This is a genomic window from Streptomyces sp. NPDC046805 (assembly GCF_040645355.1).
GTDB lineage: Bacteria > Actinomycetota > Actinomycetes > Streptomycetales > Streptomycetaceae > Streptomyces.
In genome coordinates, this window is the sequence record NZ_JBEYYC010000035.1 from 46,989 (window position 1) to 69,014 (window position 22,026).

General features: G+C 72.6%; 18 protein-coding genes. 9 read left to right on the forward strand and 9 right to left on the reverse strand.

Features of this window, described 5'->3' with window-relative positions; translation table 11 throughout:
* Nucleotides 1–229: 229 nt before the first annotated feature.
* Together ABZ910_RS30435 and ABZ910_RS30440 are read left to right on the forward strand one after the other, a co-directional pair.
* Nucleotides 230–1,159, forward strand: a complete 930-nt coding sequence (locus tag ABZ910_RS30435) for a bifunctional helix-turn-helix transcriptional regulator/GNAT family N-acetyltransferase (protein WP_361371200.1) — start codon at nt 230–232, stop codon at nt 1,157–1,159.
* A gap of 11 nt (nt 1,160–1,170) precedes the next feature.
* On the forward strand, nt 1,171–1,971 hold the full coding sequence (locus ABZ910_RS30440) for a sugar phosphate isomerase/epimerase family protein (protein WP_361371203.1): 801 nt from the start codon (nt 1,171–1,173) through the stop codon (nt 1,969–1,971).
* A 7-nt stretch (nt 1,972–1,978) separates the two neighbouring features.
* Here the strand turns inward: ABZ910_RS30440 and ABZ910_RS30445 are convergent, their stop codons facing one another.
* Complete coding sequence (locus ABZ910_RS30445) at nt 1,979–2,902, reverse strand: EamA family transporter (protein ID WP_361371206.1); 924 nt, start codon at nt 2,900–2,902, stop codon at nt 1,979–1,981.
* Nucleotides 2,903–2,995: 93 nt separating this feature from the next.
* Here ABZ910_RS30445 and ABZ910_RS30450 point away from each other — a divergent pair, with 93 nt between their 5' ends.
* The 3 genes from ABZ910_RS30450 (at nt 2,996) to ABZ910_RS30460 (ending at nt 6,731) form a co-directional block, all read left to right on the forward strand.
* The gene (locus tag ABZ910_RS30450; protein ID WP_361371209.1) at nt 2,996–3,907 is read left to right on the forward strand and encodes a LysR family transcriptional regulator; all 912 of its coding nucleotides are present in this window, start codon (nt 2,996–2,998) and stop codon (nt 3,905–3,907) included.
* Between the two features lie 232 nt (nt 3,908–4,139).
* Nucleotides 4,140–5,981, forward strand: a complete 1,842-nt coding sequence (locus tag ABZ910_RS30455; protein ID WP_361371212.1) for a glycoside hydrolase family 3 protein — start codon at nt 4,140–4,142, stop codon at nt 5,979–5,981.
* Nucleotides 5,982–6,044: 63 nt separating this feature from the next.
* Complete coding sequence (locus ABZ910_RS30460) at nt 6,045–6,731, forward strand: hypothetical protein (RefSeq protein ID WP_361371214.1); 687 nt, start codon at nt 6,045–6,047, stop codon at nt 6,729–6,731.
* Nucleotides 6,732–6,753: 22 nt separating this feature from the next.
* Here the strand turns inward: ABZ910_RS30460 and ABZ910_RS30465 are convergent, their stop codons facing one another.
* From ABZ910_RS30465 to ABZ910_RS30475, 3 genes are all read right to left on the reverse strand, one after another.
* A complete protein-coding gene (locus ABZ910_RS30465) occupies nt 6,754–7,140 on the reverse strand; it encodes a hypothetical protein (protein ID WP_361371217.1) in 387 nt (128 codons plus the stop codon).
* 112 nt (nt 7,141–7,252) lie between these two features.
* On the reverse strand, nt 7,253–10,993 hold the full coding sequence (locus ABZ910_RS30470) for an ABC transporter ATP-binding protein (protein WP_361371220.1): 3,741 nt from the start codon (nt 10,991–10,993) through the stop codon (nt 7,253–7,255).
* 76 nt (nt 10,994–11,069) lie between these two features.
* Nucleotides 11,070–11,921 carry a serine hydrolase gene (locus ABZ910_RS30475; protein WP_361371223.1) on the reverse strand — a complete coding sequence of 284 codons (852 nt, stop codon included), beginning with the start codon at nt 11,919–11,921 and terminating at the stop codon, nt 11,070–11,072.
* A 284-nt stretch (nt 11,922–12,205) separates the two neighbouring features.
* On the opposite strand from ABZ910_RS30475, the gene ABZ910_RS30480 reads away from it, so the two are divergent.
* Complete coding sequence (locus ABZ910_RS30480; protein ID WP_361371226.1) at nt 12,206–12,559, forward strand: peptidase inhibitor family I36 protein; 354 nt, start codon at nt 12,206–12,208, stop codon at nt 12,557–12,559.
* A 34-nt stretch (nt 12,560–12,593) separates the two neighbouring features.
* Here ABZ910_RS30480 and ABZ910_RS30485 read toward each other — a convergent pair whose 3' ends face one another.
* The 5 genes from ABZ910_RS30485 to ABZ910_RS30505 all read right to left on the reverse strand — a co-directional run bounded on the left by ABZ910_RS30485 (nt 12,594) and on the right by ABZ910_RS30505 (nt 18,758).
* Complete coding sequence (locus tag ABZ910_RS30485; protein ID WP_361371229.1) at nt 12,594–13,457, reverse strand: DUF2690 domain-containing protein; 864 nt, start codon at nt 13,455–13,457, stop codon at nt 12,594–12,596.
* Nucleotides 13,454–14,272, reverse strand: a complete 819-nt coding sequence (locus ABZ910_RS30490) for a helix-turn-helix domain-containing protein (protein WP_361371232.1) — start codon at nt 14,270–14,272, stop codon at nt 13,454–13,456. The genes ABZ910_RS30485 and ABZ910_RS30490 overlap by 4 nt, the downstream gene beginning before the upstream one ends.
* Before the next feature lie 272 nt (nt 14,273–14,544).
* Complete coding sequence (locus ABZ910_RS30495) at nt 14,545–16,230, reverse strand: thiamine pyrophosphate-binding protein (RefSeq protein ID WP_361371235.1); 1,686 nt, start codon at nt 16,228–16,230, stop codon at nt 14,545–14,547.
* A 39-nt stretch (nt 16,231–16,269) separates the two neighbouring features.
* Complete coding sequence (gene speB, locus ABZ910_RS30500) at nt 16,270–17,238, reverse strand: agmatinase (RefSeq protein WP_361371238.1); 969 nt, start codon at nt 17,236–17,238, stop codon at nt 16,270–16,272.
* Between the two features lie 56 nt (nt 17,239–17,294).
* On the reverse strand, nt 17,295–18,758 hold the full coding sequence (locus tag ABZ910_RS30505; RefSeq protein ID WP_361371241.1) for a sodium:solute symporter: 1,464 nt from the start codon (nt 18,756–18,758) through the stop codon (nt 17,295–17,297).
* A gap of 193 nt (nt 18,759–18,951) precedes the next feature.
* Here ABZ910_RS30505 and ABZ910_RS30510 point away from each other — a divergent pair, with 193 nt between their 5' ends.
* From ABZ910_RS30510 to ABZ910_RS30520, 3 genes are all read left to right on the forward strand, one after another.
* Nucleotides 18,952–20,442: a PucR family transcriptional regulator gene (locus tag ABZ910_RS30510; RefSeq protein WP_361371244.1), complete on the forward strand. Its 1,491-nt coding sequence runs from the start codon at nt 18,952–18,954 to the stop codon at nt 20,440–20,442.
* A 96-nt stretch (nt 20,443–20,538) separates the two neighbouring features.
* Nucleotides 20,539–21,327: a phosphatase gene (locus tag ABZ910_RS30515; RefSeq protein ID WP_361371247.1), complete on the forward strand. Its 789-nt coding sequence runs from the start codon at nt 20,539–20,541 to the stop codon at nt 21,325–21,327.
* Nucleotides 21,328–21,412: 85 nt separating this feature from the next.
* Nucleotides 21,413–21,997, forward strand: a complete 585-nt coding sequence (locus ABZ910_RS30520; protein WP_361371250.1) for a hypothetical protein — start codon at nt 21,413–21,415, stop codon at nt 21,995–21,997.
* Nucleotides 21,998–22,026: the final 29 nt, after the last annotated feature.

A 22,026-nucleotide genomic window follows, 5' to 3' on the forward strand; every position in this document is an offset into this window, starting at 1 on the left:
GGGGCCCGGTCGACGGACCGGGCCCCCTCGGCTTTCCCCTCCGCCGGAACTCCGCGATCCCCCCGGATCCCCCTCCGGATGTTCCGACGCCAGATACGACAGGCGAGGTGGGCGAAGGGTTGTACAGCGGTCCGGGAATTTTCTAGAATCAGATTATCTCTGACTGAGTCAACCATCCGAGGCCCGAGTGTCCGGGCCGGCCATCGTCATCGCATCACCGGGGCCCACCATGACCGTCCACGACATCCGCGCCTTCAACCGCTTCTACACGAACCTCATCGGCGCCCTCGACTACGGCCGCCACCTCTACGCGCCGTACACCCTCACCGAGTCCCGCGTCCTGTACGAGCTGGCCCACTCCCCGCGCACGGACGCGGCCGACCTCCGCTCCGAACTCTCGCTCGATGCCGGATACCTGAGCCGGATCCTCAACAAGTTCGAGCAGGACGGCCTGATCGAGCGCGCGCCCTCCGACAAGGACCCGCGCCGACGCCGCATCAGCCTCACCCCACGGGGCCGCGAGGCCGCCGGCCTGCTCGACGAGCGGGCGCGGGAGAGCGTCGGCTCGCTGCTCGACACCGTCGACGTGGGCGAGCGACCGCGCCTCGCGGAGGCGATGCGGACGATCCGGAGCGTTCTGGGGGACACGCACTCCCCGCAGCCGGACCCCGAGGACGTCGCGCTGCGCGAGCCCGGCCCCGGTGACCTCGGCTGGATCGTGCAGCGCAACGCCGCGCTGTACGCCGCCGAGTACGGGTGGGACGCGGACTACGAGGCGCTGGTGGCGCGCATCGTCGCCGACTTCGCGCAGGACCACGACCCGCGCCTGGAGCGGGTGTGGATCGCGGAGCATGCCGGTCGCCCCGTCGGCTGCGTGATGTGCGTACGGGACGACGCCCCCGCCACCGCCCGGCTCCGGCTCCTCCTCGTCGAGCCCGACGCGCGCGGGCTGCGCATCGGGGACCAACTGGTCGGAGCCGTGGTCGACTTCGCGCGCGCGGCCGGTCACCGCGAGCTGGTCCTGTGGACCAACGACGTGCTCGGCGCCGCCCGTCGCATCTACCGGCGCCACGGCTTCGCCCTCGTGGCCGAGAAGCCGCACCACTCCTTCGGCAAGGATCTGGTCGGACAGGACTGGCGTCTGGCCCTGCGCGAGTAGGGTCCGTACGCATGAAGCTCGCCTTCTCCACCCTCGGCGTCCCCGGCCTGCCCGTACCCGAGGTACTGGCCCTGGCGACCGCGCACGGCTACGACGGCGTCGAGCTGCGCGCCCACCCGGAGGAGCCGGTGCATCCGGACCTCGGCCCCGCCGAACGGGCGGACGTGGCCGCCGCGTTCGAGGCGGCCGGGGTCGAGGTGCTGGGGCTGGCCGGGTACGCCCGGGTCGCCGCACCCGGCGACGACGAACCCGTGCTCGACGAGATCCGCCGACTCCTCACCCTGGCACGGGACTTGCACGCCCCCTTCGTCCGCGTCTTCCCGGGTGCCGCCACTGATCAGCCAGGGCCGGAGGCGGACGCCGTCGCCGCCCGCCGGCTCGGCACCGCCGCCGAGCACGCCGCCGATCTCGGGGTCCGCATCCTCCTCGAAACCCATGACTCGCACCGCACCGGCGCCGACGCGATCCGCGTCCTCGGTCCGGTCGGCCACCGCCACGTGGGCGCCCTGTGGGACGTGATGCACACCTGGCTGGGCGGCGAGGAGCCGCGGGAGACATACGCGGCGCTGTCCCCGTATCTCGGCTACGTGCAGGTCAAGGACATCGCGGCGGCCGACGACACCGCCCCGCTGCCCCTCGGCGCCGGCGTCCTGCCGCTCACCGCGTGCCTGGAGGTCCTCGCCGGCCAGGGCTGGAACGGCTGGCTCTGCTGGGAGTACGAGAAGCGGTGGCACGAGACGGCCACGCCGCTTCCGGACCTGCTGACCGCGGGCCGCGACCACCTCGTACGGCTGCTGGACGCGGCCCGCTGAGACCGCCTCAGCCCACCGGCTCCTCCACGGCCGGGACGCAGGGCGCGGCGCCGGTCTCCTGCCGCGCGGCGGAGGACCTCGACGGCGCCAGGGACGTCAGCGCCACGCCGCCCACCAGCAGGGCCGCCGCTCCCCAACGCATGCCGCTGACCGGCTCGTTCAGGAAGAGGGCCGCCGAGGACATGCCGAAGACGGGGACGAGGAGCGAGAAGGGGGCCACCGTCGACGCGGGGTGGCGGTGGAGCAGCCAGCCCCAGGCGCCGAAGCCGAAGACCGTCGAGACCCAGGCGACGTAGACGAGGGCGCCCGCGCCCTGCCAGTCCAGGGCGCGCAGGGCGGACAGGTCCCGGGAGGGGCCCTCCGTCAGGAGGGAGAGGGCGAGCAGCGGCAGGACGGGGACGGTGCTGACCCACACCATGAAGTTCAGCGCGTCGGGCGGGGACGCCTTGCGGGTGATGACGTTGGACACTCCCCAGCAGGCCGCGGCCCCGATGACCAGGGCGAAGGCACCGATGGGGCCCGTGGCGCCCTCGTCCACGGCGGCCAGGCCCACCCCGGACAGCGCCACCGCCATGCCCGACAGCCGCAGCCAGGTGGGGCGTTCGCCGAGGACCGCGAAGGCGATCAGGGCCGTGAAGACCGCCTGGATCTGGAGGACGAGGGAGGACAGGCCCGCCGGCATCCCCGCGTCCATGCCGATGAAGAGCAGGCCGAACTTGGCGACGCCCAGGACCAGGCCCACCGCCACGACCCACTTCCACGCGACCTTGGGGCGGCCGACGAGGAACACCGCGGGCAGGGCCGCCGCCAGGAAGCGGAGCGCCGAGAAGAGAAGGGGCGGGAAGTGGCCGAGGCCGACCTCGATGACCGTGAAGTTCACGCCCCAGACGGCCGCGACAAGGACGGCCAGAAAGATGTGAGTTGGTCGCATGGACCGAGGATCGCCCGGCCCGACTGTTAAGCACCAGCAAAACCTGCTGCATGATGGGATAAAGCGTCTCTAATGAAATGAACGGGGTGGGTCATGCTCGACCTGCAACGCCTGCGCGCCCTGCACGCCGTCTCCGTGCACGGCACGGTCGGCGCTGCCGCGGCCGCGCTCGGATACACGCCCTCGGCCGTCTCCCAGCAGATCGCGAAGCTGGAGCGGGAGACGAAGACCATCCTCCTCGAACGCCACGGGCGCGGCGTGCGGCTCACCGAACAGGCCGAGCAACTCGCCGCCACCGCCCATGAGTTGCTGACCATCGTGGAGCGCGCCGAGACCGATCTGGAGGAGCAGCGCGGCCTGCCCTCCGGGCGGCTGACCGTGGCGGCGTTCCCCTCGGCGGCCCGGGGGCTGCTGCCCGCCGTCCTCGCCGACCTCGCCCGCCGGCATCCGGCACTCGACGCCCGCCTGACCGAGGTCGACCCCCATCTGTCCGTGGACCTGGTCGCCAAGGGCGCGGTGGACCTGGCCGTCGCGCACGACTGGGACATCGCCCCGCTGCCCGCGCCGCCCGGGCTGGAGCAGGCGGTGATCGGGGAGGACCTGTGCGATCTGCTGGTGCCGGTGGGGCATCACCTCGCCGGGCGGAAGTCCGTACGGCGTGCGGAACTGGGGGGTGAGCGGTGGATCTGCCAGCCGCCCGGACGGGTGTGCCACGACTGGCTCGTACGGACGCTGCGCACGGCGGGCTGCGAGCCGGACATCGTCCACCAGGCCGAGGAGAACCCGACGCTCATCGCCCTCGTCGCGGCCGGGCTCGGCGTCGCCCTCATCCCCCGGCTCGGCCGGGGCCCCCTGCCCGACGGCGTGGTGGAGGTGCCGCTCGATCCCCTCCCGGCACGGCGGCTGTACGCACTGTGGCGCACGGGAGCGGCCCGGCGCCCGGCCATCGCGGAGACGGTACGCACGCTGCAGCACCACTGGACCCGGGTCTCGGTCCACGCCTGAGGACGCCGGCCGCACTCCCGCCCCGCCTTCCCGTCTTTCGGCTGCGACAGCCCACCACCCTCTCCGCCCTGCCGCGGCCGGCAGCACGCCGTCATCGGCGCGCCTCCCTCCAACAGCGCCGGTGGCGGCCCCTCGTTGGCTACTGTGCGATCCCTTGACGGAAAGAAACTTCCCGGATATTGGTGACTCCTCGGAAGTTTCCTTCAGCGGTTCTCCTCCGGAAGGAGCGCACGTGCAGGACAGCAGCACGGGAAGCAGACACGGCGCAGGAAGCACCGCACGGCCATCCAGACGGACCGTCCTCGCCGCCACCGCCGGCATCACCGCGGCACTGGCGATCAGCGGCACGGCCCACGCGGACACCGACACCGACACCAGGCTCCGCGCCCTCATCTCCCGCATGACGCTCGAGGAGAAGGTCGGCCAGCTCTTCGTGATGCGGGTCTACGGCCACTCGGCGACCGCCCCGGACCAGGCCGACATCGACGCCAACCTGAACGAGATCGGCGTACGGACCGCGGCCGAGCTGATCGCCAAGTACCGCGTCGGCGGCATCATCTACTTCTCCTGGGCCCACAACACCCGCGATCCCCACCAGATCGCCGACCTGTCGAACGGCATCCAGAAGGCCTCCCTGGACCAGCCCCGCGGGCTGCCCCTCCTCGTCACCACCGACCAGGAGCACGGGATCGTCTGCCGCGTCGGCAAGCCCGCCACCCTGTTCCCGGGCGCGATGGCCATGGGCGCGGGCGGCTCCCCTTCCGACGCCCGCACCCTCGGCCGTATCTCCGGCACCGAACTGCGCGCGATCGGCATCAACCAGGACTACTCCCCCGACGCCGACGTGAACGTCAACCCGGCCAACCCGGTCATCGGCGTACGGTCCTTCGGCGCCGATCCGGACGCGGTCGCCGGGATGGTGGCGGCCGAGGTGAAGGGGTACCGGGCCGCCCGGGTCGCGGCCACCGCCAAGCACTTCCCGGGACACGGCGACACCGCCGTCGACAGCCACTTCGGCTTCCCGGTCATCACGCACAGCCGGGCGCTGTGGGAGCGGCTGGACGCCGTCCCCTTCCGCGCCGCGATCAGGGCCGGCATCGACTCGATCATGACCGCCCACATCCAGTTCCCGGCCCTCGACGACTCCGGCGACCCGGCCACCCTCTCCCACCCGATCCTCACCGGCATCCTGCGCCAGGAGCTGGGCTACGACGGGGTCGTGGTGACCGACTCCCTCGGCATGGAGGGCGTGCGCACCAAGTACGGCGACGACCGGGTGCCGGTGCTCGCCCTGAAGGCGGGCGTCGACCAGCTCCTCAACCCGCCCAACCTGGACGTGGCGTGGAACGCGGTGCTGAAGGCCGTACGGTCGGGCGAGCTCACCGAGGCGCGGCTCGACACGTCGATCCTGCGCATCCTCCGCCTCAAGGACAAGCTCGGGCTGCTCGACGACCCGTACGCCCGCACGTCCTGCATCGACCGCACGGTGGGCACGGACGCGCACCTCGCGGCGGCCGACCGGATCGCCGAGCGGACGACGACCCTGCTGGTCAACCAGGGCGGCATCCTGCCGCTGTCCCGGCGCACGCAGCCCAAGCTGCTGATCGTGGGCCCCGACCCGGCCTCCCCGTCCGGGACGACGGGTCCGCCCACGAGCGTCCTGGCCGCCGCGCTCGCCGAGCAGGGCTTCGCGACCACCGTCCTGCCGACGGGCACGGCCCCCTCCTCCGCCACCATCGCCAAGGCGGTCGCCGCGGCGCAGGACGCGGACGCGGTGATCGCGGGGACGTACAACGTGACGGCCGGCAGCAGTCAGCAGACGCTCGTGCGGCGGCTCGTCCAGACCGGGAAGCCGGTGGTGGCGGTCGCCATCAGGAATCCGTACGACGTCGCCCAACTACGGGAGGTGCCCGGCTACTTGGCGTCCTACTCCTGGACCGACGTCGAACTGCGCGCTGCCGCACGGGTGATCGGCGGCCAGGTGAACCCGCAGGGCAGGCTGCCGGTTGCGGTGCAGCGGGCGGACGATCCGAGCAAGGTGCTGTATCCCATCGGGCACGGGCTGTCGTACTAGACGTACGAAGGACACGCGCTCCGCATCGGGCGTAATACCCCCAACGGGCGGAAAACCTCCCGCATGTCTGGCGTGGCCCGCCGCCGCAGGCCACGCTGGGCGAGGGCGTCCGAGGGGATGGCGATGACGGGCGGGAGATGCTGCGTGCGGGTGGCGGGCGTGCTGCTGGCGCTGGCCGTCGGGACGACGGCCGGCTGTCAGCGGCCGTCGGGCGGCAGCGGGGGCGGCCCCGGCAGCAGTCCTGGGGCGGCGCCCCTGGGCTCCGGATACGGCGCGCGGTTCCTCGCCGTGGACGAGTGCAGTTCGTTCGGGACGACCAGCTTCACCGAGGTGCCGTGCACCGGCGAACGGGCCGCCGCCCGCGTCGTCGCCCGTTACGACGGCAAGGTCGGGGACGGCCCGCCGTGCCCGGCGACCACCGACTTCGTGCTGCACATCGGCGCGCAGCGGCCGCCGCCCGGTCAGGGCGGCACCGCGATCCCCCAGGGCTACGCCTGCATGCGCACCCTGGAGCCGCCGCATCAGGGCGATCCCGGCGGCGGAGGCGGCCCGCGCACGATCGCCGGCGACTGCGTCTACAGCACGGGGAAGGGCAGGGTGCGCGAGACGGCCTGCGACGGCTCGGGGAGCCGGAGACCGCAGTACAAGGTCGTCGAAGCGGTCAGAGTCCGGTCCAAGTGCCCGTCCTCGACCGCCCTTTACGTGCAGCTCGGCGGCAGCGAGCCGGTGGGCTGCGCCCGGCGTGTGTGAGCGGCGCGCGGGGTGCCGGCCCTCAGCAGAGGATCCAGCCGGAACTCACCGAGCCCCGGCCCACCGAGCCCTTCACCCACACACACCGATGCCCGGCGTGCACCGTCACCGGGCCCGCCCGGTAGGTGTACCGCCCTTTGTCCACGACGGGCAGGTTGCCGCGGGCCTGCACACTGACCGACATCGTGCGCGTGCCGGGCTTCTTGGGGAGGGTGACGGCGCAGACGTAGCCGTCGCGTTTGTGGATGTGCACGGTGCCGGTGGCGAAGGGCAGCGTCCGCACCTCGTGTCCGGCACAGGTCGCGCCCGCCGCCTGCGCGCTGCCCGGCGCCCCGAGCGCGAGCAGCCAGGAGGCCGCCAGCACCACCGCGCCGGCCGCGCACCGTCGGCGTATCGCACCACTGTCCACTGTCGCCCCTCCCGTACCGCGGCCACGCACCGGCGATGACCGTACTGCTGTACGGACGCGCGACATATGTCGGATGGTTGCACGACCGTCAACCAAACGAGGTGACCGGCCGTCAGCGGGCGGCGCCCAGCGGCTCCTCCGGCTCGGCCTGACCGACGAAGGTCCGCCACAGCTCGGCGTACTGCCCGTCCCGGGCCAGCAGTTCCTCGTGCGTGCCGTCCTCCGCGACCCGCCCGTGATCCATCACCACGACCCGGTCGGCCCGGGCGGCGGTGGTCAGCCGGTGGGCGACGACGAGCGTCGTACGGCGGCCGGTCAGCCGGTCCGTGGCCTGGTTGACCTGGGCCTCCGTGGCCAGGTCCAGGGCGGCCGTGGCCTCGTCGAGGAGCAGGACGTCGGGGTCGACGAGCTCGGCGCGGGCGAGGGCGATGAGCTGACGCTGGCCCGCGGAGAGGTTGCGGCCGCGCTCGGCGACCTCGTGGAGGTAGCCGCCGTCGAGCGTGGCGATCATGTCGTGCGCGCCGACCGCGCGGGCCGCCGCCTCCACCTCGGCGTCGGTGGCGTCGGGGCGGCCGTAGGCGATGGCGTCGCGGACCGTGCCCGGGAAGAGGTACGCCTCCTGCGGCACGACGCCGAGGCGGTGGCGGTACGAGGTGAGGTCGAGCGCCCGCAGATCCGTGCCGTCGGCGGTCACCCGGCCGCCCGTCGGGTCGTAGAACCGGGCCACCAGCTTGACCAGCGTCGACTTGCCGGCGCCGGTCTCGCCGACGAAGGCGACGGTCTGTCCGGCGGGTATCCGCAGGTCGATGCCGACCAGGGCCGGCTCGTCGTCGCCGTAGGCGAAGTGCACGTTCTCGAAGGCTATCTCGCCCTTGAGGGAGAGGACGTCGAGCGGCTCGTCGGCGGACCGCGTGGACGTCGGCTCCCGCAGCAGCTCCTGGATGCGGCCCAGGGAGACGGTGGCCTGCTGGTAGCCGTCGAAGACCTGGGAGAGCTGCTGGACGGGGGCGAAGAACAGGTCGATGTAGAGGAGGTAGGCGACCAGCGCACCGGTGGTCAGCGTGGCCGCCTCCACCCGGCCCGCGCCCGCGATCAGCACGGCGGCCGCGGCGACCGACGACAGCAGCTGGACGAAGGGGAAGTAGACGGAGATCAGCCACTGGCCGCGGATGCGGGCGCTGCGGTAGGCGTCGCTGCGCTCGGCGAACCGCCGCCCGCTGTCCCGCTCGCGCCGGAAGGCCTGCACGATCCGCAGCCCGGCCATCGACTCCTGGAGGTCGGCGTTGACCACCGACACGCGCTCGCGGGCGAGTTCGTACGCCTTCACGCTCGCCCGGCGGAAGAAGAAGGTGGCGACGATCAGCGGGGGCAGGGTCGCGAAGACGACGAGCGCCAGCTGCACGTCGATCACCAGCAGCACGACCATGATGCCGAAGAAGGTGACGACCGAGACGAACGCCGTGACCAGACCGGTCTGCAGGAAGGTCGACAGGGCGTCGACGTCCGTCGTCATCCGCGTCATGATCCGGCCGGTCAGCTCCCGCTCGTAGTAGTCGAGGCCGAGGCGCTGGAGCTGGGCGAAGATCTTGAGGCGGAGGGAGTACAGGACCCGTTCGCCGGTGCGGCCGGTCATCCGGGTCTCGCCGATCTGCGCCGCCCACTGGGCGAGGACGGCGAACAGGCCGAGCAGGGACGCGGCCCAGACGGCGCCGAGGGCCAGCCTGGTGACGCCCTGGTCGATACCGTGCCGGATCAGGACCGGCAGCAGCAGCCCCATGCCCGCGTCCACGGCGACGAGCAGCAGGCTGGCGAGGAGGGGCAGGCCGAAGCCGTGGAGCAGGCGGCGCAGGCCGTACGACTCCTCCGGCCGCACCGCGCGCGCCTCGTCGACGCCGGGGGTGTCGGTCGCCGGGGGCAGCGCCTCGACGCGGGCGAGGAGCTCGGGCGTGGCCGGGGTGCCGGCGAGGGCGGCGTGCTCGGGGTTCTTCGCCTCGCGGTCGCCGGTCCACAGGTGGGGGGTGACGCCGCGCTCGGCGTCGAACTCGGCGTCCAGCTCGTCGCGGACGGTGGTGTCCTCCTCGAAGGCCGCGGGCAGGGCGTGGCCCGGGGAGACGCCGCCCAGTTCGTCGGGGTCGGTGAGGAGGCGGCGGTAGAGGGCGGAGCGTTCCTGGAGCTCCTCGTGGGTGCCGAGGTCGGCGAGCCGGCCGCCGTCGAGGACGGCGATGCGGTCGGCGAGGTTCAGGGTGGAGCGGCGGTGGGCGATGAGCAGGGTCGTACGACCCTCCATGACCTGCTGCAGCGCCTCGTGGATCTCGTGCTCCACGCGTGCGTCCACGGCGGAGGTGGCGTCGTCGAGGACGAGCAGGCGCGGGTCGGTGAGCAGAGCGCGGGCGAGCGCGACGCGCTGGCGCTGGCCGCCGGAGAGGGTGAGGCCGTGCTCGCCGACCGTGGTGTCGTAGCCGTCGGGCAGCTCGGCGATGAAGCGGTCCGCCTGGGCGGCGCGGGCAGCCCGCTCGATCTCCTCGTCGGTCGCGTCGGGGCGGCCGTACGCGATGTTGGCGCGGACGCTGTCGGAGAAGAGGAAGGAGTCCTCGGGGACCAGGCCGATCGCGGCCCTGAGGGAGTCCAGGGTCAGCTCGCGCACATCGTGCCCGCCGACCAGGACGGCACCGTGGGTGACGTCGTAGAAGCGCGGCAGGAGCAGGGAGACCGTGGACTTGCCGGAGCCGGAGGCGCCGACGACCGCGAGGGTCTCCCCGGCGCGGATCTCGAAGCTGAGCCCCTCCAGGACCGGGCGCTCGTCCGCGTAGCCGAAGGACACGTCGTCGAACTCGACGGTCGCGGGCGCGTCGGCGGGCAGGGTCTTGGTGCCCTCGCGGAGGGTCGGCTCGGTGTCGATCAGCTCCAGGACGCGCTCGGTGCCCGCGCGGGCCTGCTGGCCGACGGTGAGCACCATGGCGAGCATCCGCACCGGGCCGACGAGCTGGGCGAGATAGGTGGAGAAGGCGACGAAGGTGCCGAGGGTGATGTGGCCCTGGACGGCGAGCCAACCGCCCAGCGCCAGCATGGCGACCTGGCCGAGGGCGGGGACCGCCTGGAGGGCCGGGGTGTAGAGGGCGTTCATGCGGATCGTGCGCAGACGTCCGGCGAAGAGACGGCGGCCGACCTCGCGCAGCTTCCCGGTCTCCTGCTCCTCCTGCCCGAAGCCCTTCACCACGCGTACGCCGCTGACGGCGCCGTCGACCACGCCCGCGACGGCGGCGGCCTGGGCCTGGGCGTACCACGTTGCGGGGTGCAGGCGGGTGCGGCTGCGGCGGGCGATCCAGCCGAGCGCGGGGGCCACGGCGAGGGCGACCAGGGTCAGCGGGAGCGACAGCCAGGCCATGATCGCCAGGGAGATCAGGAAGAGCAGGATGTTGCCGATGGTCATCGGCAGCATGAAGAGCAGGCCCTGGATCAGCTGCAGGTCGCTGGTGGCACGGCCGACCACCTGTCCGGTGGACAGCTCGTCCTGCCGCCGCCCGTCGAGCCGGCTGATCGCGCCGTACATGTCGGTCCGCAGGTCGTACTGGACGTCGAGGGCGAGCCGGCCGCCGTAGTAGCGGCGTATGAAGGTGAAGACGTAGACCAGCAGGGCGGCGCCGATCAGGGCGCCGGCCCAGGGCACCATGGCCCGGGAGTGGTCGCCGATCACGTCGTCGATGATCACCTTGGTGATCAACGGGACCAACGCCAGGACGGCCATGCCCGCCATGGAGGAGCCGAGGGCGAGCACGACGTCCTTGGGGGAGCGCCAGGCGTAGCCCGCGAGTCTCCGTGCCCAGCCCTGTCGGTCCCCCTGCTGCGTTGTCACGCGGTGCCCTCCGTTCGACCTGCTCTTCCGGAAGGCACCAACGCCGGAGGGAGCCGATTTCATCCCTCCGGAAGCCTCAGGAGACCAGGTCCCGGTGGATGACCTTGGCGACGCTCTGGATGGTGGTGACGCCGTAACTCATCGTGCTGTTGCCGTGGGTCAGCACGGTGATCATGTAGTCGTGGCCGTCGCCGTTGAAGGTGCCGACGCTGTGCACGCGCCAGCCGTGGGTGGAGCGCTGCAGCCAGCCGTTCTTGACGTGGACGGCGACGCCGGACGGGGCGCCGTACGGGGTGCCCCAGCGCTGGGACGAGATGACCTGGCCCATCAGCTTGAGGGTGTAAGCGCGGGAGTTGTCGCTCAGCACGGTGTTCTTCGCGGTGAGCAGCTTCAGCAGCTTCTGCTCGTCGGTGACCGTGATCTGGGTCAGACCCCAGTAGCCGCCCGTGCCGGGGACGGTCTGCGTCATCCCGGCGGCGCTCAGGAAGCCCTTGATCTTGGTCAGGCCGAGCTGCTTCCACAGGGCGCTGGCCGCGTTGTTGTCCGACTTGGTGATCATGGCCTTGGTGAGCGAGACCTCGCGGTCGGTGAGATAGCGGTTGTGCTTCTTCGCGTCCCACAGCAGCGTGGCCAGGATGGTGACCTTCACGACGCTGGCCGAGTCGTACGCGGTGGAGGAGCGCAGGGTGCAGGTCGTGCCGGTGGTGCGGTCGTAGAGACCGAGGGCGACGGTGCCGCTGCGGCTCGCGAGCGCGGCCGTGATGTCCTTCTTCAGCTTGTCGGCGAGGCCGGCTCTGGCGGACGTGCAGCTGACGGTGGGCGTGGTCGCCGCGACGGCGGGCGTGGCCGCCGCCACGCCCGATATGAGCACGCCGGCGGCGATTCCCACTCCGAGCACACGGGTAGGCCCGGATATCCGGTGAGTCATGGAGGTTTCCCATCCCCTTGAGCGTTGGCGAGCGCACGGTGGACACGCTCGCTTCTCCTGACTCGCCGTGGTGGGCGAAAGTTGTACAGACGTTCCCACTGGGCGGGGTGACAAATCCCTCGTACGGGGCCCGCGGGCATCACGTAAGTACGAAGAAGCGACTAGTTGGATCACACAGGTGAAGCCGATTTTGCGGCCGGGCGTGTCCCCGCGCCGCCCCGGGAGCATGGCGTCAACTGGGCACATCCGTTCAGGAATCCCAACTCCCCCTCCTGGAGCGCCCCGTGAAGCTTCGTTCCTGGCCCCTCACCGCCGCCCTCGCCGTCACCGCCCTGCTGCTGCCCGCCCAGGCGGCTTCCGCCAAGACCGATCCGCCGTCGTGTCCCAAGGGCTCGGTGTGCTTCTGGAGCGAGGAGGGCTTCCACGGCGACCGCTGGGAGTGGCAGGCGTCCATCGACTACCGCGACATGCCGACCAACCTCCACGACCACGTGGGCTCGTTCGTGGCGAGCACCCGCGCCTGCTTCACCAACTGGGACACGTGGGAGAAGCACGAAGTGAACGTCGGCGACTCGCGCTCGGACTACCTCGGTGACTTCGGCGCCCGTATCGACGGGGTGGGGCCGAACGGCTGCTGATCCGCGGCCACTTCCGCCGAGGTGACGTGACCGTTCACCGGCCGCCCGGGCTGGGTGGGTGCGATCCGGTGGACGGCCGCGTGCCGAAGCAGTCCCGTCGGCCGTCGCGCACGAGACACGCGCGCACGCGGTCCAGGTCGTGGCGGCCGACGGCGACCATGGGACTGGAGAGGGAGCCACTGGCGTCCTCCTTGTCCTTGACCTCGCTCCGCAGGGGAGCATGACGCGGCGCGACGATCTCCACGCGGTCGCCGATGTTCCCCAGGTCGATGCGCGCCCACACCGTGCCGCAGTCGGCGCCGTACCGGATCTTGATGGCGGTCCCGCCGGAGAAGGTCCGCCGACGCAGGGTCGTCGGCAACGGATCGACTCCGCAGCGGTACATCTCCGGGTCCTTGCCCGTGCAACCGCCGCCATGGCAGCCGTTGGCCTGCGGGGCGGGCGTCGCGGTCGGTGCCTGCGCTCGTGTGCCGGCCGTCTCGAGGGCGCCGGTGGTCGCCAGCAGGACGGCGGTCACGGCGACGGCCGCGCCGACCAGGGCTCCGGCGAGCAGGGCAACGCGCCGGTGCCGGAGGGAACGGCCGGCGCCGCCGTCATCGGGCGGCGGTGGTGAGACGGCCGGGGGCGGCGCCGCGCCCGCCGCGCGGCCGCTCCACGCGGCGTCGGCCAGTTCCCACAGGGCGAGCGGCCTGCCGGGCTCCGCTCCCGCCAGCTCGCACAGCTTCACGACGGCCTGCCGGGGCGGCAGGGTCCTGCCGTTGAGATAGCGCTCCCAGGAGGACTTGCTGTACGGCGTCTTCGCCGAGAGTGCGGCCAGGCTCAGCCCCGTCCGCGCCCGCAGCTCGCGCAGGGCCGTCGCCAGCCGGTGGCACTCCACGGGCCGGTCGGCCGACGTCATTTCCTCAGCACCCCCCAGGTGTCCTCGCCGACCACCCCGTCGACGGCGATGTGCGCCCTGTCCTGCAGCCGCTCCACCGCCCGCTCGGTGTGGGTGCCGTACATCCCGTCGATGATCCCGGGCGAGAAGCCGTGGTGGCGCAGCAGGCACTGGGCCTCGACCACGTTCCACTGCGCGGACTGCATGCCGATCAGGGCCGTACGGGTCGTGCTGTAACCGGCGTAGAGCAGGCCGTTCTTGTCCCGGTGCACCTTGCAGGGGTAGTCCTTGCCGGCTCTGTACACGAACTCGCCCCGGCCCGGCACCGTTTGCGAGGCCTCGTCCGACGTGGCGGACGGCGCGGCCCGTCGCCCGGCACGCGCGCCTCCGCCGCCGCCGTCCCAGGGCGCGGCCCACACCAGCACGGTCGCGGTCAGGGCCAGCACGGCCACGCCGGCCGCGGCCAGGACGGTGAGGCGCGTTCGACGGCCGGGTGAGTGGCCCCGGCCGCCCTCCGGTTCGTCGTCCGCGTCCGTGGCGTTGTCCGCGTCCACCGCGTGGTCGGCGGCCACGTTGCCCGGCTCCACGGCCACCTCGTGCAGGGCCAGCAGCCGGGCCGGGTCGATGCCGCAGGTCCGGGCGAGCTCCGCCACCGCCTGCTGCGGCGGCACCGCTCTGCCGTTGAGGTAGCGGTCCCAGGAGGATCGGCTGTAGCCCGTCCTGGCCGCGAGTGCCTGCGTGCTGAGCCCGCTGTGGTCCTTGACCCGGCGCAGCTGTACGACGAGTTGCCGCACGCGCGGGTCCAGCGAGGCCGGCAGTTGCTTCCAACGAGACATGTTCCACCCCATGTCCGCTCGTCCCCTCAACGAGGATGCCCCACAATGCCCCTTCGGTTCCCCTCGGGCGGTCGGCGGACAGCATGCTTTCAGACGCCACGGAAGCGTCCTTGTGTCCCGCCACTGTCTCGTCACCATGGCATCACCGCAGGTCGAACAGCGGGACGTCCCCCATATGGGGCATGCGGTCAACAGCCCCGGCCCCGGCGCGGAATTGGCGGCACTGTCGCTTCAGCACGACGGGCGGCGCGGTGCACCCCGCGCCACCCCCGTCACCCCAGGTGCGTCGGCGCGAACATCCGCAGCACCGCGGGGAGTACGACCACCGACGGGCCCGGTGACCTCAGCGCCTTCGCCAGGTCGGCCTCCAGGGTCTCGGGGCTCGTACGGACCCCGGGGACCCCGAAGGACTCGGCGAGGGCCACATAGTCCGGGCGGGTCAGCTCGGTCGCCGTCGCCTGGCCGAAGGCGTCGGTCATGTACTCGCGCAGGATGCCGTAGCCGCCGTCGTCGACGATCAGCCAGGTGACGTTCAGGTCGTACTGACGTGCCGTCGCCAGCTCGGCGATCGAGTACAGCGCGCCGCCGTCGCCCGACACCGCCAGCACCGGGCGGGCCGGGTCGGCGGCGGCCGCGCCGAGCGCCGCCGGGAAGCCGTAGCCGAGGCCGCCGGCACCCTGGGCCGAGTGCATGGTGTTCGCACCCCGCGGGTCGAAGGCCGACCAGGCCCAGTACGCGAGGATGGTCATGTCCCAGAAGGACGGGGAGTCGGCGGGCAGCGCGCGGCGGACCGAGGCCAACACGTCCTGTTCCAGGGTGAGTTCCTGGGACGCGATCCGGTCGGCGACCTTCGCGAGGAGCGTGCGCACGCGTTCGGGGGCCGATGCGTCGGTCCGCTCCTCCACCGTCTCCAGCAGGGCCTGGAGCGCGAGGCGGGCGTCCGCGTGGATGCCCAGGGCGGGGTGGTTGGACTCCAGCTTGCCGAGGTCCGCCTCGATCTGGACCACACGGCCCCGGGGCTTGAACGTGTGGTAGTTCGAGGACAGTTCACCCAGGCCCGAGCCCACGACCAGGAGGACGTCGGCGTCCTCCAGGAAGTCGGTGGTGTGCCGGTCCTCCAGCCAGGACCGGAGCGAGAGCGGGTGCTCCCACGGGAACGCGCCCTTGCCGCCGAAGGTGGTGACGACGGGGGCGTCCAGCATCTCGGCCAGCCGGAGCAGCTTGCCCGAGGCGTCCGCCCGTACCACTCCCCCGCCCGCGATGATCGCGGGCCGTTCCGCGCGCGTCAGCAGGTCGGCGGCGACGGCGGTCAGTTCGGGGCGGGGAGCCAGCTCCTCCGGGGTCGCGTCCACCGCCGTCACCACCGGCAACGTCGTCTCCGCGAGCAGGACGTCCTGCGGGATCTCCACCCAGACCGGGCCGTGCGGAGCGGTCAGGGCGGACTTCCAGGCGGCCGCGATCGCCGACGGGATCTGCGACGGCGTACGCACGGTGTGGACGGACTTCACCACGCCCCGGAACGACGCCGACTGGTCCGGGAGTTCGTGCAGATAGCCGTGGCGGCCGCCGCCCAGGCCCGCCGTCGGGATCTGGCTGCTGATCGCCAGGACCGGCGCACTCGCCGACGCCGCCTCCTGCAGCGCGGCGAGGGACGTCAGGGCGCCCGGTCCCGTCGACAGCAGCAGCGGGGCGGCCTGACCGGTGACCCGGCCGTACGCGTCCGCCGCGAACCCCGCGTTGTTCTCCACGCGCAGGCCCACGTAGCGCAGGTCCGAGCGTCGCAGCGCGTCGAACATGCCGAGGGCGTGCTGGCCGGGCAGCCCGAAGACGGTCTTCGCGCCGAGCCCGGCCAGGGTCTCCACGACCAGGTCTCCGCCGTTTCGGCCGGGGGGAGGATTGAGGGCGGCCTCCGTCTGCGCCGGGGTCGGGCGGAGGACCAGGTCGTGGTCGTGCGTCACGGGGACTCTGTCTCCTAGGGGAGTCGCGCGTACAGCGGGTTACGCGGTGCGGGCCGCCGCGATCTGGCGGCTCATGATGGTGGTCAGTTCGTACGCGGTGTGCGAGGCCGCCACCGACGTGATCTCCGCGTGGTCGTACGCGGGGGCGACCTCGACGACGTCCGCCGAGACCAGGTTGCAGGAGGCCAGCCCGCGCAGGATCTCCAGGAGTTCGCGGGAGGTCATGCCGCCGGCCTCGGGGGTGCCGGTGCCGGGCGCGTGCGCCGGGTCGAGGCAGTCGATGTCGACGGAGATGTACAGCGGGCGGTCGCCGATGCGCTGGCGCAGCTGGTCGGCCACCTCGTCGGCGCCCCGGCGGTAGACGTCCGCCGAGGTGACGATGCCGAAGCCCATCTTCTCGTCGTCGGTGAGGTCCTGCTTGCCGTACAGCGGGCCGCGCGTGCCGACGTGGGAGAGGGCCGAGGTGTCGAGGATGCCCTCCTCGACGGCGCGGCGGAACGGGGTGCCGTGGGTGTACTCGGCGCCGAAGTAGGTGTCCCAGGTGTCGAGGTGGGCGTCGAAGTGGAGCAGGGCGACGGGGCCGTGCTTCTTCGCGACCGAGCGCAGCAGCGGGAGCGCGATGGTGTGGTCGCCGCCGAGGGTCATCAGGCGGGCGCCGGTGCCGAGGAGGTCGTCGGCGGCGGCCTCGATGGTCTCGACGGCCTCGTTGATGTTGAACGGGTTCACGGCGATGTCGCCGCCGTCCGCGACCTGGGCGAGGGCGAACGGGGAGGCGTCCTGCGCCGGGTTGTAGGGGCGCAGCAGCCGGGACGCCTCGCGGATGGCGTTGCCGCCGAAGCGGGCGCCCGGCCGGTACGAGACGCCCGAGTCGAACGGCACGCCCACCACGGCGACATCGGCAGTGCCGACCTCGTCGAGGCGGGGCAGCCGGGCGAAGGTCGCGGGGCCGGCGTACCGCGGGACGCGGGAGGAGTCGACGGGGCCGCGGGGCGTCTCGTTGCCGCTCATGCTGAAATGCCTTCTTTCTTGCGCTTCATGGCGCATGCACTGCTTGTCCTACGACTCTACCGGTGAGCCGGGACCGGTTCGTCGGTGGCGAGTTCGGGGGACCGTCCGGCGAGGCGCTCGCGCCAGGCGTTCAGGACGGCGGCGTCGGTCGGCTTCGTCGCCAGGGAGACGGCGACGTAGGCGACGAGGGAGGCCAGCAGGCCGTAGTAGACGGGCTCGTTGGCGAGGATGCCGTACGTCGCCATCAGGCCGATGACCGCGAGGCCGCCGACGCTCACCGAGGCGAGCGCGCCCTGCACGGTGCCGCGCTTCCACAGCAGGCCGCCGAGGATCGGGACGAGGAGTCCGCCGACGAGCAGGTTGTAGGCGACGGTCAGGGCCTCGACGACGTCGTTGAGCGCGATGGCCGTGCCGATCACGGCGACGCCCATGATGAGGATGAAGGCGCGGTTGCCCTTGACCTCGTCGTGCGCGTCCTCGGCGCGGCGCACGACGCCCCGCAGCCGCGACCAGATGTCGTTGTTGGCGACGGTGGCGCAGGCGATCAGCGCGCCGGAGGACGTCGACATCACGGCGGCGAGGGCGGCGGCCAGCACCAGTCCGCGCACACCGATGGGGAGTTCGTCCTTGACGATGGTCGCGAAGGCGTCGTCCGCGCTGCCCAGCTTGGGGTAGAGGACCTTGGCGGCGGTGCCGATGACGGCGCCGGCGACGGCGTACGCCAGGCAGTAGGTGCCGGCGACCGTGCCGCCCCACTTGGCGGTCTTGTCGCCGCGCGCGGTGAACACGCGCTGCCAGATGTCCTGACCGATCAGCATGCCGAAGGTGTAGATCAGCACGTAGGTGAAGATCGTCTCGCCGCCGATGCCCAGCGGGTCGAAGTACGTGGTCGGCAGCTTGGCCTTCATCTCGGCGAAGCCGCCCGCCTTGACGACCGCGATCGGCAGGAGCAGGAGCAGCACGCCGATCGTCTTGACCACGAACTGCACCATGTCGGTCAGCGTGATCGACCACATGCCGCCGAGCGTCGAGTAGGCGACGACGATCGAGCCGCCGAGGATGATCGCGACGGTGCGGTTCATGTCGAACAGCACGTCGAAGATCGTGGCGTACGCGATGGTCGAGGTGGTCGCGAGCATCAGGGTGTACGCCCACATGACCACGCCGGAGATGACGCCGGCCTTGCCGCCGTAGCGCAGGTCGAGCATCTCGGAGACGGTGTAGACCTTCAGACGGGCGATGCGGGCGGAGAAGAACACCGACAGCGCCAGCAGGCCGAGGCCGATGGCGAACACCATCCAGGCGCCCGAGAGGCCGTACTTGTAGCCCAGGCCGACGCCGCCGATGGTGGACGCGCCGCCGAGGACGATCGCCGCCATGGTGCCGGAGTACATGACCGGCCCGAGGCGGCGGCCGGCCACCAGGAAGTCGCTCTTCGACTTGGCGCGGCGCATGCCCCACCAGCCCATGGCGAGCATGCCGGCGAGATAGACGACGATCACTGTGTAGTCGACGGCCATGAGGGGCCCTCCTTCGCGCACGGTCGGTGGCGTGTCGTGCAGATGCATGGGGGTGCGGACGACGGCAGTGACACGCGGGGACATCCGCCCGTACCCGCGGCTGCCGGACGGAGTTGACCCTAGGTGGCCGGAAAGCGACTGCGAAGTGTACGTTTCATCCATTCGAACCGAGCAGGTTGAAGGGATCGCACATATGCCGGACACTCCCGCCCCGGCCGTCCCGCCGACCCCGCCTGTCTCGCTCGCGGCCCTGCTGGCCCGGGAGGACCTGGCCCTGCGGCAGATCGCGGGCCCGGCCGACGCGGACACGGTCGTCCACTGGGCGCACACCTCGGAGATGGCCGACCCGTACCCGTATCTGCTGGGCGGCGAGCTGCTGCTCACGGCGGGCGTGCACGTCCCGGAGGCGGCGGGTTCCGGCACCTATTTTGACGACTATGTCTCCCGGATCGTGGCGGCGGGCGGCGCGGCCCTCGGCTTCGGGCTCGCGCCGGTGCACGACACGGTGCCGCGCGCCCTGGTGGCGGCCTGCGACGCCCATGGCCTGCCGCTCCTGGAGGTGCCGCCGCAGACCACCTTCTCGGGCGTGGCCCGCGCCGTCTGGCAGTTGATGGCCCAGGCCCGCCTGGCGGAGCTGCGCCGCGTCACGGAGGCCCAGCAGAGCCTCGCGGCCGCCGCCTCCCGCCCCGACCCGGTCCCGTCCGTCCTGCGCCAGCTGGCCCAGCGGCTCGGCGGATGGGCGGTGCTGTACGGCCCGGACGGCACCGAGATCGCGGGCGCGGGCCGGGGCCCGGACGACGCGGTGCGGGGTGCGCTGGAGGCGCTGACCGAGGTCGTACGCCCCCTCGCCGACGCGCGGCGAGGCCGCCGGGGCGCCCCCTCCTCCGCCGCCGACACGCTGGACGGCACCCATCTCGCCGCCTACGCGCTCGGCGCCGGGCACGGCTTCGTGCTCGGGGTCGCGGCGCCGCGGCGGGCGTCCGGCGACCACACCATCGCGTCCGTCGCCGCCGTCCTGCTCGCGCTGCTCACCGGGGAACACCAGAGCGGGGCGGGAGCGGCGCGGTCGTCGGCGCTGGTACGGCTGCTGCTGGGCGCGGCGCCGCCGGACGTGGCGCCGCTGCTCGGGACGGGCCCCTGGGTCGTCGTGCACGCCAGGCCGGACGCGCAGGCCCCCGACGCAGTCGCCGCCTCCGCGCTGGGGGCTGCGCTGGGGTCGGCCTTGGTGGACCTCACCCACGGCGTCGTACGGGTCCTCGTGCCCGCCGACCGCGAACCGCGCCCGCAGCCGGGCTGGACGCTCGGGGTCAGCGCCGCCGTCGCCCCGGACGAGTGGGCGTCGGCCGACACCCAGGCGGCCCGTGGGCTGGCCCGCGCCCGGGCCACCCGGGCCGCGCTGGTCCGGCACGGCGACCGGCCCGGCCTGGACGACCTGGTCCCGCAGGCGGAGGCCGAGGCGCACGCGCGCGTGCTGCTCGCACCGATCGCCGCGGTCCCGGCGCTCGCCGACACCCTGCGCACCTGGCTGTCCCTGCACGGCAGTTGGGACCGCACCGCGGTCGCCCTCACCGTGCACCGCAACACCGTGCGGCAGCGGATCGCGCGGTGCGCGGCGCTGCTGGGGGCGGACCTGGACGATCCCGACGTGCGCATGGAGCTGTGGTTCGCGCTGAAGCACCTGTGAACGAGGCCCGTACGCGGCCCGCGTGCGCCGCGTGACTCGCGTCCCAGCGTGCGATACGCCGGGAACGGCCCGGCCCGCTGCACCACAATGGGACGCATGCCGATACCCGGGACACCCAGCCGCGCCGAGCTCGTCGACCACCTTGTGAGGACCCGTATCGCGGGCGAGGTCGCCACGCCCCGCGAGAACAACCTCGCCCATTACCGCAGGCTGGCAGGCGGCGACCGCAAGTACTGGTTCGGCCTGGAGCTGGGGGACCGCTGGGGCGACGAGCAGGACGTGCTCGCGGTGATGGCGGAGCGGGTCGGCGTGAGCGACGATCCCGATTTCCGGTACGGACAGGACACCATCGACCCGGAGTTGACGGTCGACGCCCTGGAGCGGATGGCACGGCGGCTGCGCAAGGCGGCCGACGGGCGGCAGCGGGTGCTGTTCGCGACGGGGCACCCGGGCGGCCTGCTCGACGTGCACCGGGCCACGGCCGCCGCGCTGCGCGCCGCCGGCTGCGAGATCGTCGTGATCCCGGACGGACTCCAGACGGACGAGGGGTACGTCATGCAGTTCGCGGACGTGGCCGTGCTGGAGCACGGGGCGACGCTGTGGCACACGCACTCCGGTGAGCCGATGCGGGCCATTCTGGCCGGACTCGAGCGCGCGGGGCGTCCGCTGCCGGACCTGGTGGTGGCCGACCACGGCTGGGCCGGGTACGCCGGGCAGCACGGCATCGACGCGGTCGGCTACGCCGACAGCAACGACCCGGCCCTGTTCCTCGCCGAGTCGGAGGGCACCCTGCAGGTGGCGGTGCCGCTCGACGACCATGTGCTCAGCCCGCGCTACTACGACGCGATGACGGCGTATCTGCTGGCAGAAGCGGGCCTGGCGTAAGGGAGTTCACGGCCGAAGGCGGTGAAACACGGCGGTGTGCGGCCCTGCTGACAGAGCCGCACATCGTTTACTCGCTGTTGGATCAGTGGCCGCCGCCACCGCCGCCGCCACCGTGGCCGCCGCCGCCACCGCCGTGGCCGCCGCCACCGCCGCCGTGACCGCCACCGCCGTGACCGCCACCGCCGTAGCCGCCACCACCGTGACCGCCGTAGCCACCACCATGGCCGCCGTAGCCACCACCGTGACCGCCGTAGCCACCACCATGGCCGCCGTAGCCACCACCGTGACCGCCGTAGCCGCCACCGTGACCGCCGTGACCGCCATGACCGCCGTAGCCGCCGTAGCCGCCGTAGCCACCACCGTAGCCGCCGTAGCCGCCGCCATGGCCGCCGTAGCCGCCACCGTGACCGCCGTAGCCGCCACCATGGCCGCCGTAGCCGCCACCGTGACCGCCGTAGCCGCCACCATGGCCGCCGCCACCATGGCCGCCGCCGCCGTGACCGCCGCCGCCGTGGCCGCCGCCACCGCCGCCACCGCCACCGCCGTAGCTGCTGTAAGAGCTGAAGTGGGACGGGGCCGCCGTGGCAGTGCCCGCCGCGCCGATCGCGGCGCCGCCCGCCAGCAGGATGCCGGCAGCGGACATCACGAGAAGGCGCCTCGTGCGCTGTGATCGCATGGGAAATTACCCTCCATCTCCAT

What these genes read in the sequence shown, in the direction of transcription:
- ABZ910_RS30435 (WP_361371200.1), top strand. Translation starts at nt 230, where the DNA reads ATGACCGTCCACGACATCCGCGCCTTCAACCGCTTCTACACGAACCTC.
- speB (WP_361371238.1), bottom strand. Translation starts at nt 17,238, where the DNA reads ATGAGCGGCAACGAGACGCCCCGCGGCCCCGTCGACTCCTCCCGCGTC.
- ABZ910_RS30515 (WP_361371247.1), top strand. Translation starts at nt 20,539, where the DNA reads ATGCCGATACCCGGGACACCCAGCCGCGCCGAGCTCGTCGACCACCTT.
- ABZ910_RS30490 (WP_361371232.1), bottom strand. Translation starts at nt 14,272, where the DNA reads ATGTCTCGTTGGAAGCAACTGCCGGCCTCGCTGGACCCGCGCGTGCGG.
- ABZ910_RS30450 (WP_361371209.1), top strand. Translation starts at nt 2,996, where the DNA reads ATGCTCGACCTGCAACGCCTGCGCGCCCTGCACGCCGTCTCCGTGCAC.
- ABZ910_RS30445 (WP_361371206.1), bottom strand. Translation starts at nt 2,902, where the DNA reads ATGCGACCAACTCACATCTTTCTGGCCGTCCTTGTCGCGGCCGTCTGG.
- ABZ910_RS30440 (WP_361371203.1), top strand. Translation starts at nt 1,171, where the DNA reads ATGAAGCTCGCCTTCTCCACCCTCGGCGTCCCCGGCCTGCCCGTACCC.
- ABZ910_RS30485 (WP_361371229.1), bottom strand. Translation starts at nt 13,457, where the DNA reads ATGACGTCGGCCGACCGGCCCGTGGAGTGCCACCGGCTGGCGACGGCC.
- ABZ910_RS30460 (WP_361371214.1), top strand. Translation starts at nt 6,045, where the DNA reads ATGTCTGGCGTGGCCCGCCGCCGCAGGCCACGCTGGGCGAGGGCGTCC.
- ABZ910_RS30475 (WP_361371223.1), bottom strand. Translation starts at nt 11,921, where the DNA reads ATGACTCACCGGATATCCGGGCCTACCCGTGTGCTCGGAGTGGGAATC.
- ABZ910_RS30510 (WP_361371244.1), top strand. Translation starts at nt 18,952, where the DNA reads ATGCCGGACACTCCCGCCCCGGCCGTCCCGCCGACCCCGCCTGTCTCG.
- ABZ910_RS30505 (WP_361371241.1), bottom strand. Translation starts at nt 18,758, where the DNA reads ATGGCCGTCGACTACACAGTGATCGTCGTCTATCTCGCCGGCATGCTC.